Consider the following 16,891-nt stretch of genomic DNA (forward strand, 5'->3'; position numbering starts at 1 on the left):
ATGGCCTGGAGGCTACTTTGTTAAATTCATTTAAACTTTCGCTACAGTACATTCTGCCGAAACTATGGCTTACTCGCCTGGCGGGTTGGGGCGCAAGCAAGCGAGCAGGATGGCTGACAAAACTGGTTATTGATCTGTTCGTTAAATACTACAAAGTCGACATGCAAGAGGCGCAGAAGCCGGATACTGCCAGCTACCGCACCTTTAACGAATTTTTTGTCCGTCCGCTGCGTGACGAAGTACGCCCAATCAATACCGATCCAAATGTTCTGGTCATGCCTGCCGATGGCGTTATCAGCCAGCTAGGTAAAATTGAAGAAGATAAAATCCTGCAAGCCAAAGGCCACAATTACAGCCTCGAAGCCCTGCTGGCGGGCAACTATCTGATGGCGGATCTTTTCCGCAATGGTACGTTTGTGACCACTTACCTCTCCCCGCGTGACTATCACCGCGTACACATGCCGTGCAACGGTATTTTGCGTGAAATGATCTACGTACCGGGCGATCTCTTCTCCGTTAACCATCTCACTGCTCAGAACGTGCCGAATCTGTTTGCCCGTAACGAACGCGTGATCTGCCTGTTCGATACCGAATTTGGCCCGATGGCGCAGATTCTGGTCGGTGCGACGATTGTTGGCAGCATTGAGACGGTCTGGGCGGGTACCATTACACCACCGCGCGAAGGCATCATCAAACGCTGGACCTGGCCTGCCGGGGAAAACGACGGTTCTGTGGCGCTGCTGAAAGGCCAGGAAATGGGGCGCTTTAAACTTGGCTCTACCGTTATCAACCTGTTTGCACCAGGTAAAGTGAATCTGGTTGAGCAACTGGAAAGCCTGTCTGTCACGAAAATTGGCCAGCCGCTGGCAGTATCTACCGAAACCTTTGTTACGCCAGACGCTGAACCAGCCCCGCTTCCTGCTGAAGAGATCGAAGCAGAACACGACGCCAGCCCATTGGTTGACGATAAAAAAGACCAGGTCTAATCCATCAAAGGAAACGCTGACGTGCGCCTGATTATCACTTTTCTGATGGCCTGGTGCCTCAGTTGGGGGGCGTACGCCGCGACGGCCCCCGATAGCAAACAAATCACCCAGGAACTGGAGCAGGCAAAAGCGGCGAAACCCGTGCAGCCGGAAGTCGTAGAGGCGCTCCAGTCTGCCTTAAATGCGCTTGAGGAACGAAAAAGTTCCCTTGAGCGCATCAAGCAATATCAAGAAGTCATTGATAATTATCCGAAACTCTCCGCTACTCTGCGCGCACAATTAAACAACATGCGTGACGAGCCGCGCAGCGTGTCGCCGGGAATGTCTACCGACGCGCTGAATCAGGAAATTCTCCAGGTCAGCAGTCAGTTGCTGGATAAGAGCCGTCAGGCCCAGCAAGAGCAGGAACGCGCCCGCGAGATTGCCGATTCACTGAATCAACTGCCACAACAGCAAACCGATGCCCGTCGTCAGTTAAATGAAATCGAGCGCCGCCTGGGAACGCTTACCGGCAATACCCCGCTTAATCAGGCACAAAATTTCGCGTTACAGTCTGACTCCGCACGTCTGAAAGCCCTCGTTGATGAACTGGAGCTGGCGCAGCTGTCTGCCAATAACCGCCAGGAATTAGCGCGCTTGCGCTCTGAGCTGGCGGAAAAAGAGAGCCAGCAGCTGGATGCGTATTTGCAGGCCTTACGTAATCAGTTGAACAGCCAACGCCAGCTTGAGGCGGAGCGGGCGCTGGAAAGCACCGAACTGCTGGCAGAAAGCAGTGCCGATTTACCGAAAGATATCGTCGCGCAATTCAAAATTAACCGCGAACTGTCGGCGGCGCTGAATCAGCAGGCGCAGCGAATGGATCTCGTCTCTTCGCAACAGCGTCAGGCTGCCAGCCAGACATTACAGGTCCGGCAGGCGCTGAATACCCTGCGCGAGCAGTCACAATGGCTGGGAGCGTCCAACCTGCTCGGCGAAGCGTTGCGAGCACAGGTGGCACGACTGCCGGAAATGCCGAAACCGCAACAACTTGATACCGAAATGGCGCAGTTGCGCGTGCAACGGCTGCACTATGAGGATCTACTCAATAAACAACCGCAACTGCGACAAATCCTTCAGACTGACGGTCAGCCGCTGACCGCCGAGCAAAACCGTATTCTCGAAGCACAACTGCGTACTCAGCGTGAGTTGCTGAACTCATTGTTGCAGGGTGGTGACACGCTACTGCTGGAACTGACCAAGCTGAAAGTCTCCAACGGGCAACTGGAAGATGCGCTGAAAGAGGTGAACGAAGCGACGCACCGCTATCTGTTCTGGACCTCTGACGTGCGCCCGATGACCATCGCCTGGCCGCTGGAAATCGCCCAGGATCTGCGTCGTCTCATTTCGCTGGACACCTTCAGTCAGTTAGGTAAAGCCAGCATCATGATGCTGACCAGCAAAGAGACGATTTTGCCGCTGTTTGGCGCGTTGATTCTGGTCGGTTGCAGTATTTACTCGCGTCGCTATTTCACCCGTTTTCTCGAACGTTCGGCAGCGAAAGTCGGCAAAGTGACTCAGGATCACTTCTGGCTGACATTACGCACTCTTTTCTGGTCGATTCTCGTCGCGTCACCGCTACCGGTGCTGTGGATGACTCTGGGTTACGGCTTGCGCGAGGCGTGGCCTTATCCGCTGGCGGTAGCGATTGGCGATGGCGTAACGGCCACCGTGCCGCTGCTGTGGGTAGTGATGATTTGCGCCACCTTTGCCCGCCCTAACGGCTTGTTTATTGCCCATTTTGGCTGGCCGCGCGAACGTGTTTCCCGCGGGATGCGCTACTACCTGATGAGCATCGGGCTTATCGTGCCGCTGATTATGGCGCTGATGATGTTCGATAATCTCGACGACCGCGAGTTTTCCGGTTCGCTGGGACGGCTTTGCTTCATCCTCATTTGCGGTGCACTGGCAGTGGTCACCCTCAGCCTGAAAAAGGCCGGGATTCCGCTGTATCTCAACAAAGAAGGCAGCGGCGACAACATTACCAACCATATGCTGTGGAACATGATGATTGGCGCGCCGTTGGTCGCTATTCTGGCAGCGGCAGTCGGTTACCTGGCAACGGCACAGGCACTGTTAGCAAGGCTTGAAACCTCGGTCGCCATCTGGTTCCTGCTGTTGGTGGTTTATCACGTTATCCGCCGCTGGATGCTAATCCAGCGACGCAGACTGGCGTTTGACCGGGCGAAGCATCGCCGGGCAGAGATGTTAGCGCAGCGTGCGCGTGGCGAAGAGGAAGCGCATCATCACAGTAGCCCGGAAGGGGCAATTGAAGTCGATGAAAGCGAAGTCGATCTCGATGCTATCAGTGCGCAATCCTTGCGGCTGGTGCGCTCAATTTTGATGTTGATCGCCCTGCTTTCGGTCATTGTGCTGTGGTCAGAAATCCATTCTGCTTTCGGCTTCCTCGAAAATATTTCGCTGTGGGATGTCACTTCCACGGTACAGGGCGTGGAAAGTCTGGAGCCGATCACCCTCGGTGCGGTGCTGATTGCCATTCTGGTGTTTATCATCACCACGCAGCTGGTGCGCAACCTGCCCGCGCTGCTGGAACTGGCGATTTTGCAGCACCTGGATTTAACGCCGGGTACGGGCTACGCCATCACCACCATCACCAAATATCTGCTGATGCTGATTGGCGGGCTGGTCGGCTTCTCAATGATTGGTATTGAGTGGTCGAAATTGCAGTGGCTGGTCGCCGCGCTCGGTGTTGGTCTCGGTTTTGGTTTGCAGGAAATTTTCGCCAACTTTATCTCTGGCCTGATTATCCTGTTCGAAAAACCGATTCGCATTGGCGATACGGTAACGATCCGCGATCTTACCGGTAGCGTGACGAAAATTAACACCCGCGCCACCACCATCAGCGACTGGGACCGCAAAGAAATTATCGTGCCGAACAAGGCGTTTATTACTGAGCAGTTTATCAACTGGTCGCTCTCTGACTCGGTCACGCGCGTGGTGTTGACGATTCCGGCCCCTGCTGATGCCAACAGTGAAGAAGTGACGGAAATCTTGCTTAACGCTGCGCGCCGCTGCTCGCTGGTGATCGACAACCCGGCGCCGGAAGTCTTCCTGGTGGATCTACAGCAAGGGATTCAGATTTTCGAGCTGCGTATTTACGCCGCTGAGATGGGTCACCGTATGCCGCTACGCCATGAGATCCACCAGCTAATTCTGGCAGGCTTCCATGCCCACGGTATCGATATGCCATTCCCGCCCTTCCAGATGCGTCTGGAAAGCCTGAATGGTAAACAAACGGGGAGAACGCTGACTTCTGCGGGTAAAGGTCGTCAGGCGGGAAGTTTGTAAGGTCTTTGTGGCCGGATGAACCCATCCGGCTCACAAACAAAACTGATAGCGCAGGAAAAACTGCCACAGCCAATAGCCGAAAATAACCAGCGCGGTGGCGTACATAAACCAGCCGCCTTTTTTTCGCCGCAGCGCGAACCAGAGAAAAGGGAAAAAGAGCGGCAACGTCAATATCACACCGACATCACGGGTATCGTCATTTTCCAGATACTCCAGCACATCGCAGATGTTTTTAACCCCGCCTTCATCAATCATCCACTCTTTGTCCAACGTGGAAGTGATGAGTATCCAGGGGATCGCAATAACAAACCAGATGCAGCACAAGACAAACATGCGCGCACTCATGAGATAACCCGTAGTTTAATTTCGCTATAGCGCATACGAAATCCCACTCATTCCCTGTCATTACGCCCTATCGTCAGGCCGACGATAGGGCATCTGATTACTCAGCCACCCACTGCGGATTTTTTGCCACTCTGCTGCAATAATTCTGGTAAATCGCCATCGCTAACAGCGAGAAGAAGACAGGGCCGCCAACCATCCACAATGTGCTATCCCAGTCTCCGGCTTCAACCACTGGCTGGATAATGGTGAAAACGTTCGCAAACGTCACCACCAGTACCACCACCACTGTCGCGATCGTTGCCGACATGTGTGTTTTGAAAATCACAAATGGTCTGTCGAGATCCTGACGTGCTTTAAAGAATGGGAAAGCCAGCGCAAGGAACAGATAGGGAAGCGTCATGGAAACGTTCGCCATCAGCGTCAGCTTGTTAAAGAACGCTGATGCAGTACCACCGCCAAACGAAACCAGCAGGATGAAGACAGTAACCAGCCCGCACTGCATCCACATGGCGATAGACGGCATGCCCATGGCGTTCAGGCGCGTCATCGGTTCCGGCCATAACGCTTTCGGCGTACCCTGGATGATCGCTTTTAGTGGCGAGTAGCAAAGTGTAAAGAACGCGCCGGTGTAAGCCAGGAACATCGAAAGCCCGGTAATACGCGCAAACCATACGCCCAGCGACAATGACGCCTCAGGTGACAAATGCAGCACGTTACCCAGCGTCATCCCCAGGCTTTTCATCAGCACATAGGTAATATTGCCAAGGTTAACGGAACCATTACTTAATACCTGCTGCCAGTTAGTGCTGACGCCCCATAAAAATATCGCCAGCGAATAACCGATTGAAATAACAATAGCGGCAAAAACAATACCTTTGGCAAAGTTCTTTTCTGGGTTTTCTGTTTTATCTACCAGACCACCAACCGCTTCAATTCCGCCGTAAGCGAAAATGGCAAATACCACAAACGATAACATCGCCAGACCGGATTGATATCCTGGATTCGGCGATACCACGAAATTAATATCCTGTGCAAAATGGCCACCATTTAATAACAAAATGGCAATGCTCACTAACAGTAATACTAAATTAAGACACATTACTGCAATACCACCTACTGCAGTAATACGAGCAATTTTATTAATCCCTTTTGAAGCAACCACGGTAACCAGGATCATCCATGCCACCGCCAGCAGACCCACTACCTGCGTTGGCTCCAGGCCTGCAATGCGCCAGTGCTGAGTCATGTCGGTACCGTAGAGGAACGTAGAAAATGGTACCCAGACTTTAGCTGAGGTACTCACCATCCAGATGATATAAGAGGAAAACCACATAAATGTGCCGATAAAGGCGAAACGTGGTCCGACACTATTATTCATCCAGGAATAGATGCCGCCTTCTTCTTTGCGATACGCCGCGCCCATCTCTGCCATCATTAAGGCAAATGGTATAAAAAATAATAATGCAGAAAATATATAAAAGGGAATCGCACTATACCCCATTAAATAATAAGCTGCCGGGCTATTGGCAAACCCAAATACTGAAGTAAAGATCATCAATATGAGCCCTATCAGACTCATCTTTTTTATCGTGTGAGGCATGAAATTATCCTTCGTGTTAGCACATGTATAAAACGCGCGCACTGAACTGCACTACCCATCGATTGACGGGCCGCAATAAAAAACCATACAGAATTGATACCTGGATGATAGCAAATATCCAGTCTTAAATTGTGGCCTTCAGCAGAAAAATGAAAACATCTGCTACAGAATGGCGTTAAAACGCCATTCTGTACGGTTAATTAGATGATTTTTCAGAATTATGCCCGGTCAACGCTAAAGGCAATCACTTCCGCAAGCGTCTCCGCGCCCAGCGCCAACATCACCAGACGATCAACGCCCAGAGCCACGCCGGAGCAGTCAGGCATACCGACTTTCAGAGCTTCTATGAGGTTTTGATCAATTGGATGCTGCGGTAAACCACGCGCCGCACGTTTGCGGTTATCCTGCTCAAAGCGTTGTTGCTGTTCACGGGCGTCCGTTAATTCGTGGAAACCATTCGCCAGCTCAATACCTTTGTAGTAGACCTCGAAGCGCTCTGCGACCCGATGATCTTCGGTACTGATTTGCGCCAGTGATGCCTGACTGGCAGGGAAATGATAAACAAAGGTCGGTTTTTCTTTACCAATGTTCGGTTCCACACCAAAGGTAAACAGCAACTGCAACAGTGTATCGCGATCTTCTTCGGTATCGGCAACGTTGCTCAGATCCAGTTTCGCCGCCACTTCCCGCAGCTGCGTTTTATCCGCAGAGAGCGGATCAATTTCCAGATAACGTAAGAAGGCTTGCTGATAAGAAAGGCTTTCTGCAGCCGGGCAATCCAGTACTTGCTGCAGAAGATCGTCAACTTCGTTCATCAACCGGTACATATCATAATGCGGCCGATACCACTCCAGCATCGTGAACTCAGGGTTGTGATAACGTCCCATCTCTTCATTACGGAAGCTGCGGCACAGCTGGAATACTGGGCCACAACCGGCAACCAGCAGGCGTTTCATGTGATATTCAGGGCTGGTCATTAACCAGAGATTCATCCCCTGAGAGTGTCCGGGGCCAACGAAACGTGTCTCAAACGGGACCAAATGAATATCGGTTACCGTCGCCTGGCTCATACAAGGCGTCTCCACCTCCAGCACTCCACGATCGGCAAAGAAACGACGGATCTCCGCCATAATCGCCGCGCGTTTTAATAAGTTAGGAATGGATGCGCTCGGCTGCCAGGATGCCGTTTCGCTCATAGTGAAATCTCCAGTTTTTAACAAGGGCACGAAGTCTACTCGCAACGCGACGGCGAGACAAATTTTACGCAGGAATCATTCAGCAAGGGGGGGTGACTAAAAAAACCACAATCTGATGGTTTAGTAATTAAATTAATCATCTTCAGTGATAATTTAGCCCCCTTGCGCACTAAAAAAATCGATCTCGTCAAATTTCAGACTTATCCATCAGACTATACTGTTGTACCTATAAAGGAGCAGTGGAATAGCGTTCGCAGACCGTAACTTTCAGGCACTTACCCTGAAGTACGTGGATGTGGGATAAAAACAATCTGGAGGAATGTCGTGCAAACCTTTCAAGCCGATCTTGCCATTGTAGGTGCCGGTGGCGCGGGATTACGTGCTGCAATTGCTGCCGCGCAGGCAAATCCGAATGCAAAAATCGCACTAATCTCAAAAGTATACCCAATGCGCAGCCATACCGTTGCTGCAGAAGGTGGCTCCGCCGCTGTCGCGCAGGATCATGACAGCTTCGATTATCACTTTAACGATACAGTAGCGGGTGGCGACTGGTTATGTGAGCAGGATGTTGTGGATTATTTCGTCCACCACTGCCCAACCGAAATGACCCAACTGGAACTGTGGGGATGCCCATGGAGCCGTCGCCCGGATGGTAGCGTGAACGTACGTCGCTTCGGCGGCATGAAAATCGAGCGTACCTGGTTCGCCGCAGATAAGACCGGCTTCCATATGCTTCACACTCTGTTCCAGACCTCTCTGCAATTCCCGCAGATCCAGCGTTTTGACGAACACTTCGTGCTGGATATTCTGGTTGATGATGGTCATGTTCGCGGCCTGGTAGCAATGAACATGATGGAAGGCACGCTGGTTCAGATCCGTGCTAACGCAGTGGTGATGGCAACCGGCGGCGCTGGCCGTGTTTATCGTTACAACACCAACGGCGGCATCGTTACTGGCGACGGTATGGGTATGGCGCTGAGCCACGGTGTTCCGCTGCGTGACATGGAATTCGTTCAGTATCACCCAACCGGTCTGCCAGGTTCCGGTATCCTGATGACCGAAGGTTGCCGTGGCGAAGGCGGTATTCTGGTCAACAAAAATGGCTACCGTTATCTGCAAGACTACGGCATGGGTCCAGAAACTCCGCTGGGCGAGCCGAAAAACAAATACATGGAACTGGGTCCACGCGACAAAGTTTCTCAGGCCTTCTGGCACGAATGGCGTAAAGGCAACACCATTTCCACGCCGCGTGGCGATGTGGTTTACCTCGACCTGCGTCACCTGGGCGAGAAAAAACTGCACGAACGTCTGCCGTTCATCTGTGAGCTGGCGAAAGCTTATGTTGGCGTCGATCCGGTTAAAGAGCCGATTCCGGTACGTCCGACCGCGCACTACACCATGGGTGGTATCGAAACCGATCAGAACTGCGAAACCCGCATTAAGGGCCTGTTCGCCGTGGGCGAATGTTCCTCTGTAGGTCTGCACGGCGCAAACCGTCTGGGCTCCAACTCCCTGGCGGAACTGGTGGTCTTTGGTCGTCTGGCTGGTGAGCAAGCAATGGAGCGCGCATCTACTGCCGGTAATGGCAACGATGCCGCGATCAATGCCCAGGTTGCTGGCGTTGAACAGCGTCTGAAAGATCTGGTTAACCAGGACGGCGGCGAAAACTGGGCGAAGATCCGCGACGAAATGGGCCTGGCCATGGAAGAAGGCTGCGGTATCTACCGTACGCCGGAACTGATGCAGAAAACCATCGACAAGCTGGCGGAACTGCAGGAACGCTTCAAGCGCGTTCGCATCACCGACACTTCCAGCGTGTTCAACACCGACCTGCTTTACACCATTGAGTTGGGCCACGGTCTGAACGTTGCCGAATGTATGGCGCACTCCGCAATGGCACGTAAAGAGTCCCGCGGCGCGCACCAGCGTCTGGACGAAGGTTGCACTGAACGTGACGACATCAACTTCCTCAAACACACCCTCGCCTTCCGCGATGCTGATGGCACTACTCGCCTGGAGTACAGCGACGTGAAAATTACTAAGCTGCCGCCGGCCAAACGCATGTACGGTGGCGAAGCGGATGCAGCCGATAAGGCGGAAGCAGCCAATAAGAAGGAGAAGGCGAATGGCTGAGATGAAAAACCTGAAAATTGAGGTGGTGCGTTATAACCCGGAAGTCGATACCGCACCGCATAGCGCATTCTATGAAGTGCCTTATGATGAAACCACCTCATTGCTGGATGCGCTGGGCTATATCAAAGACAACCTTGCGCCGGACCTGAGCTACCGCTGGTCCTGCCGTATGGCGATTTGTGGCTCCTGCGGCATGATGGTTAACAACGTGCCGAAACTAGCATGTAAAACCTTCCTGCGTGACTACACCAACGGCATGAAGGTTGAAGCGTTAGCTAACTTCCCGATTGAACGCGATCTGGTGGTCGATATGACCCACTTCATCGAAAGTCTGGAAGCGATCAAACCGTACATCATCGGCAACTCCCGCACCGCGGATCAGGGTACTAACATCCAGACCCCGGCGCAGATGGCGAAGTATCACCAGTTCTCCGGTTGCATCAACTGTGGTCTGTGCTATGCCGCATGCCCGCAGTTCGGCCTGAACCCAGAGTTCATCGGTCCGGCTGCCATTACGCTGGCACATCGTTATAACGAAGATAGCCGCGACCACGGTAAGAAGGAGCGTATGGCGCAGTTAAACAGCCAGAACGGCGTATGGAGCTGTACTTTCGTGGGCTACTGCTCCGAAGTCTGCCCGAAACACGTCGATCCGGCTGCGGCCATTCAGCAGGGCAAAGTAGAAAGTTCAAAAGACTTTCTTATCGCGACCCTGAAACCACGCTAAGGAGTGCAACATGACGACTAAACGTAAACCGTATGTACGGCCAATGACGTCCACCTGGTGGAAAAAATTGCCGTTTTATCGCTTTTACATGCTGCGCGAAGGCACAGCGGTTCCGGCTGTGTGGTTCAGCATTGAACTGATTTTCGGGCTGTTTGCCCTGAAAAATGGCCCGGAAACCTGGGCGGGATTCGTCGACTTTTTACAAAACCCGGTTATCGTGATCATTAACCTGATTACTCTGGCGGCAGCCCTGCTGCACACCAAAACCTGGTTTGAACTGGCACCGAAAGCGGCCAATATCATTGTAAAAGACGAAAAAATGGGACCAGAGCCAATTATCAAAAGTCTCTGGGCGGTAACCGTGGTTGCCACCATCGTAATCCTGTTTGTTGCCCTGTACTGGTAAGGAGCCTGAGATGATTAATCCAAATCCAAAGCGTTCTGACGAACCGGTATTCTGGGGCCTCTTCGGGGCCGGTGGCATGTGGAGTGCGATCATTGCGCCTGTAATGATCCTGCTGGTTGGCATTCTGCTGCCACTGGGTCTGTTCCCGGGTGACGCACTGAGCTACGAACGCGTTCTGGCGTTCGCGCAAAGCTTCATTGGTCGCGTATTCCTGTTCCTGATGATCGTCCTGCCGCTGTGGTGTGGTTTACACCGTATGCACCACGCGATGCACGACCTGAAAATTCACGTGCCTGCGGGCAAATGGGTTTTCTACGGTCTGGCTGCTATCCTGACAGTTGTCACGCTGATTGGTATCGTTACAATCTAACGTATCGCCAATGTAAATCCGGCCCGCCTATGGCGGGCCGTTTTGTATGGAAACCAGACCTTATGCTCAAAACGACGCTTTGCGCCTTACTGATTACCGTCTCTTGCTCCGCTCTTGCCGCGACCCACAGCGAACAACAAATCAACGATATTGTGCATCACACTATTACCCCACTTGTTGAGCAACAAAACATCCCCGGCATGGCCGTTGCAGTGATTTATCAGGGTAAGCCTTATTACTTTACCTGGGGCTACGCGGATGTGGCAAAAAAGCGGCCCGTCACGCAGCAAACGTTGTTTGAGTTAGGCTCGGTCAGTAAAACATTTACGGGCGTGCTTGGTGGCGACGCTATTGCTCGAGGGGAAATCAATCTAAACGATCCCGTCACAAAATACTGGCCTGAACTTACCGCTAAACAGTGGAATGGGATCACACTATTACATCTCGCAACCTACACCGCTGGCGGCCTGCCGTTACAGGTGCCGGATGAGGTGAAATCCTCAAGCGACTTGCTGCGCTTCTATCAAAACTGGCAGCCTGCATGGGCGCCAGGAACACAACGTCTGTATGCAAACTCCAGTATCGGTTTGTTCGGCGCACTGGCTGTGAAGCCGTCTGGTTTGAGCTTTGAACAGGCGATGCAAAATCGTGTTTTCCAGCCACTCAAACTCAACCATACGTGGATTAATGTGCCGCCCGCAGAAGAAAAGAACTACGCCTGGGGATATCGCGAAGGTAAGGCAGTGCATGTTTCGCCAGGGGCGCTGGATGCTGAAGCTTACGGTGTAAAATCGACGATTGAAGATATGGCCCGCTGGGTACGAAGCAATATGAATCCCCGTGATATCAACGACAAAACACTTCAGCAAGGGATACAACTGGCGCAATCTCGCTACTGGCAAACCGGCGATATGTATCAGGGCCTGGGCTGGGAAATGCTGGACTGGCCGGTAAATCCTGACAGCATCATCAATGGCAGCGACAGTAAAATTGCGCTGGCGACAAGCCCAGTAAAAGCAATTACGCCCCCTGCTCCTGCTGTGCGGTCATCATGGGTGCATAAAACAGGTGCGACCGGCGGATTTGGTAGCTATGTCGCGTTTATCCCAGAAAAAGAGCTGGGTATTGTGATGCTGGCTAACAAAAATTATCCCAATCCAGCGAGAGTTACCGCCGCCTGGCAGATTCTCAACGCTCTACAGTAAAATTTCATCGGGTCCGAATTTTCGGACCTTTTCTTCGCATTTCCTTGCTGTCATCTACACTTAGAAAAAACCAGTAAGGAAACATTTATGCGCCTGCTCCCTCTCGTTGCCGCAGCGACAGCTGCATTTCTGGTGGTTGCCTGTAGTTCTCCCACACCGCCGCGTGGCGTTACTGTGGTAAATAATTTCGATACCAAACGCTATTTGGGTACGTGGTATGAGATTGCCCGTTTTGATCACCGTTTTGAACGCGGGCTGGAGAAAGTGACCGCGACGTATAGCCTGCGGGATGACGGCGGCCTGAATGTCATTAATAAAGGCTATAACCCAGACAGAGAGATGTGGCAGCAGAGTGAAGGAAAAGCCTACTTTACTGGAGATCCGCGTCGCGCAGCCCTGAAAGTGTCGTTCTTTGGGCCATTCTACGGCGGTTATAATGTCATCGCGCTCGACCGGGAGTACCGCCACGCGCTGGTTTGCGGCCCGGACCGCGACTACCTGTGGATACTCTCTCGCACGCCAACCATTTCTGACGAAGTTAAACAGGAGATGCTGGCAGTCGCAACCCGGGAAGGGTTTGATGTTAGTAAGTTTATTTGGGTACCGCAGCCCGGTAGTTAGTGAGTGCTGAGTTTCAGACCAATAATTCCCACCACAATTAACGCCAGACTTGCCAGGCGCATCGGGTTAGCGGACTCGCCGAGCAGCACAATGCCGGTGATAGCCGCGCCGACTGCGCCAATCCCCGTCCAGACAGCATAAGCCGTCCCTACAGGTAATGACTTCATCGCCCAGGCGAGCAGCGCCATACTGACAATCATCGCCGTCACGGTAATAACACTTGGCGTCAAACGACTAAAGCCGTGGGTATATTTCAGGCCAACAGCCCAGACGACTTCCAGCAACCCAGCAATAAATAAGATAATCCAGGACATATAAAACTCCGGAGAAATGGGGCCGTCCCCGGTGAAAAGAAGCGTTTGCAGGTCGTCCTGCAAAGCTGATGGTTGAACGGATATTTTGCCTGGTAGCAGGGGAATTTCAACTATTACCTTAGTGACTATCGCTGAAAAAATAAACGGCACGACAAACTTGTCGTACCGTTATTGCTTATTGCTGCGCTTTCGTCGCTGCGCCAGAAATCGCGTTACCGCCGTCGGAGATATCTTCACCAACGCCACGCGTGGTGTTGCAGGCAGTCAATACTGTTGAAAGCACCAGAACAGAAAAGATCGCTGCAATTGTCTTCTTCACCATAACGTCTTCCTTTTAGGTAATGTTATTTGTGTTTGCCTATAGCAAATTAATAATAGACAACACCACCGAAAATGACGGAAATCTGATGATTTTTACGAAGAGAAGAAAAATTAGCTGGCTGCGCGGGAGATGGAATTACCGAGATGTTTAATGTCTTCACCAAAACCGCGTGCGGTGTTACAGCCCGTGAGCAGCGCACTGGCAAGCAAAACAAGAAGGATAAGGCGTTTCATCATCTCTGACCTGAGAAAGTGATGGTGCAGCCCACAGGCCGCACCACAACCGCATTACTTCACGCGAGAGACGTATTCACCAGAGCGGGTATCCACTTTGATGACTTCGCCGATCTGTACGAACAGCGGAACTTTAACCACAGCGCCAGTAGACAGGGTAGCCGGTTTGCCGCCAGTACCTGCGGTATCACCTTTCAGACCCGGATCGGTATCAACGATTTCCAGTTCAACGAAGTTCGGCGGAGTAACGGAGATCGGCTGACCATTCCACAGAGTTACGATGCACTCTGCCTGATCCAGCAGCCATTTAGCGTTGTCGCCAATTGCTTTTGCATCAGCAGACAGCTGCTCGAAAGTTTCGTTGTTCATGAAGTGCCAGAACTCACCGTCGTTGTACAGGTAAGTCAGGTTCATATCGACAACATCAGCGCCTTCAGCGGAATCGGTAGATTTGAAGGTTTTTTCTACGCGAGTGCCAGTCAGTAGACGGCGCAGTTTAACGCGAGCGAATGCCTGACCTTTACCCGGTTTCACGAATTCACTGGCTTCAACCGCGTAAGGTTCGCCATCTAACATGATTTTAAGACCAGCACGAAAATCGTTGCTATAGTACGTTGCCATAAGGCCCTCTGAAATTTATTAATTGGTAGCTAAGCCACAAAATGGCGCATATTGTAACCCTAAATACCCCATCCAGAGAAGATTGGTTAGCGCAACTTGCCGATGTTGTGACCGATCCTGATGAACTTCTGCGTCTTTTGAATATAGACGCGGACGAAAAACTGTTGGCCGGACGCAGCGCCAAAAAGCTGTTTGCCCTGCGCGTGCCCCGCTCATTTATCGATCGCATGGAGAAAGGCAATCCAGACGATCCACTTTTGCGTCAGGTACTTACCTCGCAAGATGAGTTTGTCGTCGCGCCCGGATTCTCCACCGACCCGTTGGAAGAACAGCACAGCGTAGTGCCTGGTTTGTTGCATAAATACCACAACCGGGCTCTATTGCTGGTCAAAGGCGGCTGCGCGGTAAATTGCCGCTATTGCTTCCGTCGCCACTTCCCGTATGCCGAAAATCAGGGCAACAAGCGAAACTGGAAGACGGCACTTGAGTATGTTGCTGCGCATCCGGAACTGGACGAGATTATTTTCTCCGGCGGCGATCCGCTGATGGCGAAAGATCACGAACTGGACTGGTTGTTAACGCAACTGGAAGCCATCCCACATATCAAACGTCTGCGGATTCACAGCCGTCTGCCGATTGTGATCCCGGCACGTATCACCGAGGCGCTGGTTGAACGCTTTGCCCGTTCTACGCTGCAAATCTTGCTGGTGAATCACATCAACCATGCCAATGAGGTAGATGAAACGTTCCGTCAGGCGATGGCTAAATTGCGCCGTGTCGGCGTCACCCTGCTTAACCAAAGCGTTCTGTTACGTGGCGTGAACGATAACGCGCAAACGCTGGCAAATCTGAGTAATGCATTGTTTGACGCCGGTGTGATGCCCTATTACCTGCATGTGCTCGATAAAGTGCAGGGCGCGGCGCATTTCATGGTGAGCGATGATGAAGCGCGGCAGATTATGCGTGAGTTGCTGACGTTAGTATCGGGATATCTGGTGCCAAAACTGGCGCGCGAGATTGGTGGCGAACCCAGCAAAACGCCGCTGGATCTCCAACTACGCCAGCAGTAACTGATTAAACAGGGAAGTTAAACATTAAAATTGCCTGATGCGCTACGCTTATCAGGCCTACATCGTGCATTGAAATTAAATGAATTTTCAATGAACTGTAGGCCGGATAAGGCGTTTACGCCGCATCCGGCAAGAGCAACAAACGCAGTACAGCGACCTGTCATTTTACAGGGAAGTTTAATCTTTGCCCGTTGCATAACCTTTAATTATTCATATACATTGCTATTTTTACTCTTTATATAGCCAACACCAATAATTAACCTTTCTTTTCTGTTTATATAGAGTGAGCACGGCTATTTATGTTATTTTAACAACTATTACTACCAAGCCCATTTATCTGGCTTATAAATTAAAATTAATTATTTAATTGAGAAATGGTTAGGGAGAACCTACATGGCCATAAGCATCAAGGGTGTTAATATCGGTGTTATTCGCAAGAGTAATAATTTCATTGCACTGGCGCTGAAAATTAAAGAGCCTCGCAATAAAGAATCGTTGTTCTTTATGTCTGTCATGGAACTGCGAGATCTGTTGATTGCGCTGGAAAGTCGTCTGCATCAAAAGCATAAACTGGATGCTGATGCACGCCTTCAGTATGAGCAAGCTCGCGATAAAGTCATTAAGAAAATGGCAGAAAACATCCCGGAAATTCTGGTTGATGAGCTTAAAAATGCCGATATTAATCGCCGGGTTAACGCGCTGGAACTTACCGATAATCAGGGCGAAAATCTTAATTTCGCATTAACGCTACATGATGGCAGCAAATGCGAATTAGTGGTCAATGAGCTGCAAATTGAAATGCTGGCGCGGGCAATCATTCATGCAATTAATAATGCTGAAATGCGTGAGCTAGCATTACGTATTACATCGCTATTAGATTTTCTGCCGTTATATGACGTCGACTGCCAGGACAATGGCAATCTGGAATATGACACCTATTCCCAACCAGAATGGAAACATAATCTGTTTAGTCATTATCTGGCCGTACTTTATCGCTTTAAAGATGAAGGTGGCAAAGAGCAATTTAGCGGTGCAGTAGTGAAAACGCGTGAAGCAACACCGGGTAAAGAAGTGGAGGCTATCACTCGCCGGATGCTTGATTTCAGTCCTCGACTGAAAAAGCTCGCTGGAGTGCCGTGTCAGGTCTACGTTCGTACTGTGGCAGCCAATAACGCCCAACCACTGACCCAGGATCAATGCCTGCGCGCACTGCATCACCTACGCGTTCAATCCATCAGCAAAACTGCACCACAGGCGAAATAATCCCATCTTTGCTAATGCGAGGCTGGAGCCATCCAGCCTGAAATGACTGATAACGTGATCGTTGATCATGCCGGATGCGGCGTAAACGCCTTATCCGGCCTACAAATTCTCAAGCATTCAATCAGTTGCAATGC

General features: G+C 51.3%; 17 protein-coding genes. 10 read left to right on the top strand and 7 right to left on the bottom strand.

Annotated features, from left to right (window positions below):
• Positions 1-17: 17 nt before the first annotated feature.
• Positions 18-986 carry an archaetidylserine decarboxylase gene (asd, locus tag AACU94_RS18400; protein WP_130221779.1) on the top strand — a complete coding sequence of 323 codons (969 nt, stop codon included), beginning with the start codon at positions 18-20 and terminating at the stop codon, positions 984-986.
• Between the two features lie 21 nt (positions 987-1,007).
• Complete coding sequence (gene mscM / locus AACU94_RS18405) at positions 1,008-4,331, top strand: miniconductance mechanosensitive channel MscM (protein ID WP_135490004.1); 3,324 nt, start codon at positions 1,008-1,010, stop codon at positions 4,329-4,331.
• Between the two features lie 30 nt (positions 4,332-4,361).
• Here mscM and AACU94_RS18410 read toward each other — a convergent pair whose 3' ends face one another.
• The 3 genes from AACU94_RS18410 to epmA form a co-directional block, all read right to left on the bottom strand.
• A complete protein-coding gene (locus tag AACU94_RS18410; RefSeq protein ID WP_135490005.1) occupies positions 4,362-4,676 on the bottom strand; it encodes a YjeO family protein in 315 nt (104 codons plus the stop codon).
• Positions 4,677-4,773: 97 nt separating this feature from the next.
• A complete protein-coding gene (gene yjeM, locus AACU94_RS18415; RefSeq protein WP_130258495.1) occupies positions 4,774-6,276 on the bottom strand; it encodes a glutamate/gamma-aminobutyrate family transporter YjeM in 1,503 nt (500 codons plus the stop codon).
• Between the two features lie 218 nt (positions 6,277-6,494).
• A complete protein-coding gene (epmA, locus tag AACU94_RS18420; RefSeq protein ID WP_000004771.1) occupies positions 6,495-7,472 on the bottom strand; it encodes an elongation factor P--(R)-beta-lysine ligase in 978 nt (325 codons plus the stop codon).
• 324 nt (positions 7,473-7,796) lie between these two features.
• Here epmA and frdA point away from each other — a divergent pair, with 324 nt between their 5' ends.
• The 6 genes from frdA (at position 7,797) to blc (ending at position 12,934) form a co-directional block, all read left to right on the top strand.
• Positions 7,797-9,605 (top strand): fumarate reductase (quinol) flavoprotein subunit, encoded by a 1,809-nt coding sequence (gene frdA / locus AACU94_RS18425; RefSeq protein ID WP_130205969.1) that lies wholly within the window; start codon positions 7,797-7,799, stop codon positions 9,603-9,605.
• Positions 9,598-10,332: a fumarate reductase iron-sulfur protein gene (gene frdB / locus AACU94_RS18430; RefSeq protein ID WP_064525766.1), complete on the top strand. Its 735-nt coding sequence runs from the start codon at positions 9,598-9,600 to the stop codon at positions 10,330-10,332. Before frdA ends, frdB begins: the two co-directional genes overlap by 8 nt.
• A 10-nt stretch (positions 10,333-10,342) precedes the next feature.
• The gene (gene frdC, locus AACU94_RS18435) at positions 10,343-10,738 is read left to right on the top strand and encodes a fumarate reductase subunit FrdC (RefSeq protein WP_001568431.1); all 396 of its coding nucleotides are present in this window, start codon (positions 10,343-10,345) and stop codon (positions 10,736-10,738) included.
• Between the two features lie 10 nt (positions 10,739-10,748).
• Positions 10,749-11,108 (top strand): fumarate reductase subunit FrdD, encoded by a 360-nt coding sequence (frdD, locus tag AACU94_RS18440; protein ID WP_001299198.1) that lies wholly within the window; start codon positions 10,749-10,751, stop codon positions 11,106-11,108.
• A 62-nt stretch (positions 11,109-11,170) separates the two neighbouring features.
• Positions 11,171-12,313, top strand: coding sequence for a BlaEC family class C beta-lactamase (locus AACU94_RS18445; RefSeq protein WP_135490006.1), 1,143 nt, complete (start codon positions 11,171-11,173; stop codon positions 12,311-12,313).
• Positions 12,314-12,400: 87 nt separating this feature from the next.
• A complete protein-coding gene (gene blc, locus AACU94_RS18450; RefSeq protein WP_135490007.1) occupies positions 12,401-12,934 on the top strand; it encodes a lipocalin Blc in 534 nt (177 codons plus the stop codon).
• Here blc and sugE read toward each other — a convergent pair.
• The 4 genes from sugE to efp form a co-directional block, all read right to left on the bottom strand.
• The gene (gene sugE / locus AACU94_RS18455) at positions 12,931-13,248 is read right to left on the bottom strand and encodes a quaternary ammonium compound efflux SMR transporter SugE (RefSeq protein ID WP_130205961.1); all 318 of its coding nucleotides are present in this window, start codon (positions 13,246-13,248) and stop codon (positions 12,931-12,933) included. The two genes, blc and sugE, sit on opposite strands and share 4 nt — an antisense overlap.
• A 175-nt stretch (positions 13,249-13,423) precedes the next feature.
• Positions 13,424-13,570, bottom strand: a complete 147-nt coding sequence (gene ecnB / locus AACU94_RS18460) for a lipoprotein toxin entericidin B (protein WP_000239596.1) — start codon at positions 13,568-13,570, stop codon at positions 13,424-13,426.
• A gap of 110 nt (positions 13,571-13,680) precedes the next feature.
• Positions 13,681-13,806, bottom strand: coding sequence for a lipoprotein antitoxin entericidin A (gene ecnA, locus AACU94_RS18465; RefSeq protein ID WP_064525758.1), 126 nt, complete (start codon positions 13,804-13,806; stop codon positions 13,681-13,683).
• A 51-nt stretch (positions 13,807-13,857) separates the two neighbouring features.
• Positions 13,858-14,424: an elongation factor P gene (efp, locus tag AACU94_RS18470; RefSeq protein WP_000257278.1), complete on the bottom strand. Its 567-nt coding sequence runs from the start codon at positions 14,422-14,424 to the stop codon at positions 13,858-13,860.
• 41 nt (positions 14,425-14,465) lie between these two features.
• Here efp and epmB point away from each other — a divergent pair, with 41 nt between their 5' ends.
• On the top strand, positions 14,466-15,494 hold the full coding sequence (gene epmB / locus AACU94_RS18475) for an EF-P beta-lysylation protein EpmB (protein ID WP_130221786.1): 1,029 nt from the start codon (positions 14,466-14,468) through the stop codon (positions 15,492-15,494).
• A 393-nt stretch (positions 15,495-15,887) separates the two neighbouring features.
• Positions 15,888-16,757, top strand: coding sequence for a YjeJ family protein (locus AACU94_RS18480; protein ID WP_135490008.1), 870 nt, complete (start codon positions 15,888-15,890; stop codon positions 16,755-16,757).
• Positions 16,758-16,891: the final 134 nt, after the last annotated feature.

The organism is Escherichia sp. E4702 (assembly GCF_963883545.1).
GTDB lineage: Bacteria > Pseudomonadota > Gammaproteobacteria > Enterobacterales > Enterobacteriaceae > Escherichia.

Excerpts from the sequence above, each read along its gene's own strand:
- frdC (WP_001568431.1), top strand. The coding sequence starts at position 10,343 with ATGACGACTAAACGTAAACCGTATGTACGGCCAATGACGTCCACCTGG.
- yjeM (WP_130258495.1), bottom strand. The coding sequence starts at position 6,276 with ATGCCTCACACGATAAAAAAGATGAGTCTGATAGGGCTCATATTGATG.
- frdB (WP_064525766.1), top strand. The coding sequence starts at position 9,598 with ATGGCTGAGATGAAAAACCTGAAAATTGAGGTGGTGCGTTATAACCCG.
- frdD (WP_001299198.1), top strand. The coding sequence starts at position 10,749 with ATGATTAATCCAAATCCAAAGCGTTCTGACGAACCGGTATTCTGGGGC.
- sugE (WP_130205961.1), bottom strand. The coding sequence starts at position 13,248 with ATGTCCTGGATTATCTTATTTATTGCTGGGTTGCTGGAAGTCGTCTGG.
- epmB (WP_130221786.1), top strand. The coding sequence starts at position 14,466 with ATGGCGCATATTGTAACCCTAAATACCCCATCCAGAGAAGATTGGTTA.
- epmA (WP_000004771.1), bottom strand. The coding sequence starts at position 7,472 with ATGAGCGAAACGGCATCCTGGCAGCCGAGCGCATCCATTCCTAACTTA.
- AACU94_RS18410 (WP_135490005.1), bottom strand. The coding sequence starts at position 4,676 with ATGAGTGCGCGCATGTTTGTCTTGTGCTGCATCTGGTTTGTTATTGCG.
- blc (WP_135490007.1), top strand. The coding sequence starts at position 12,401 with ATGCGCCTGCTCCCTCTCGTTGCCGCAGCGACAGCTGCATTTCTGGTG.
- ecnB (WP_000239596.1), bottom strand. The coding sequence starts at position 13,570 with ATGGTGAAGAAGACAATTGCAGCGATCTTTTCTGTTCTGGTGCTTTCA.
- efp (WP_000257278.1), bottom strand. The coding sequence starts at position 14,424 with ATGGCAACGTACTATAGCAACGATTTTCGTGCTGGTCTTAAAATCATG.
- ecnA (WP_064525758.1), bottom strand. The coding sequence starts at position 13,806 with ATGATGAAACGCCTTATCCTTCTTGTTTTGCTTGCCAGTGCGCTGCTC.
- AACU94_RS18480 (WP_135490008.1), top strand. The coding sequence starts at position 15,888 with ATGGCCATAAGCATCAAGGGTGTTAATATCGGTGTTATTCGCAAGAGT.
- AACU94_RS18445 (WP_135490006.1), top strand. The coding sequence starts at position 11,171 with ATGCTCAAAACGACGCTTTGCGCCTTACTGATTACCGTCTCTTGCTCC.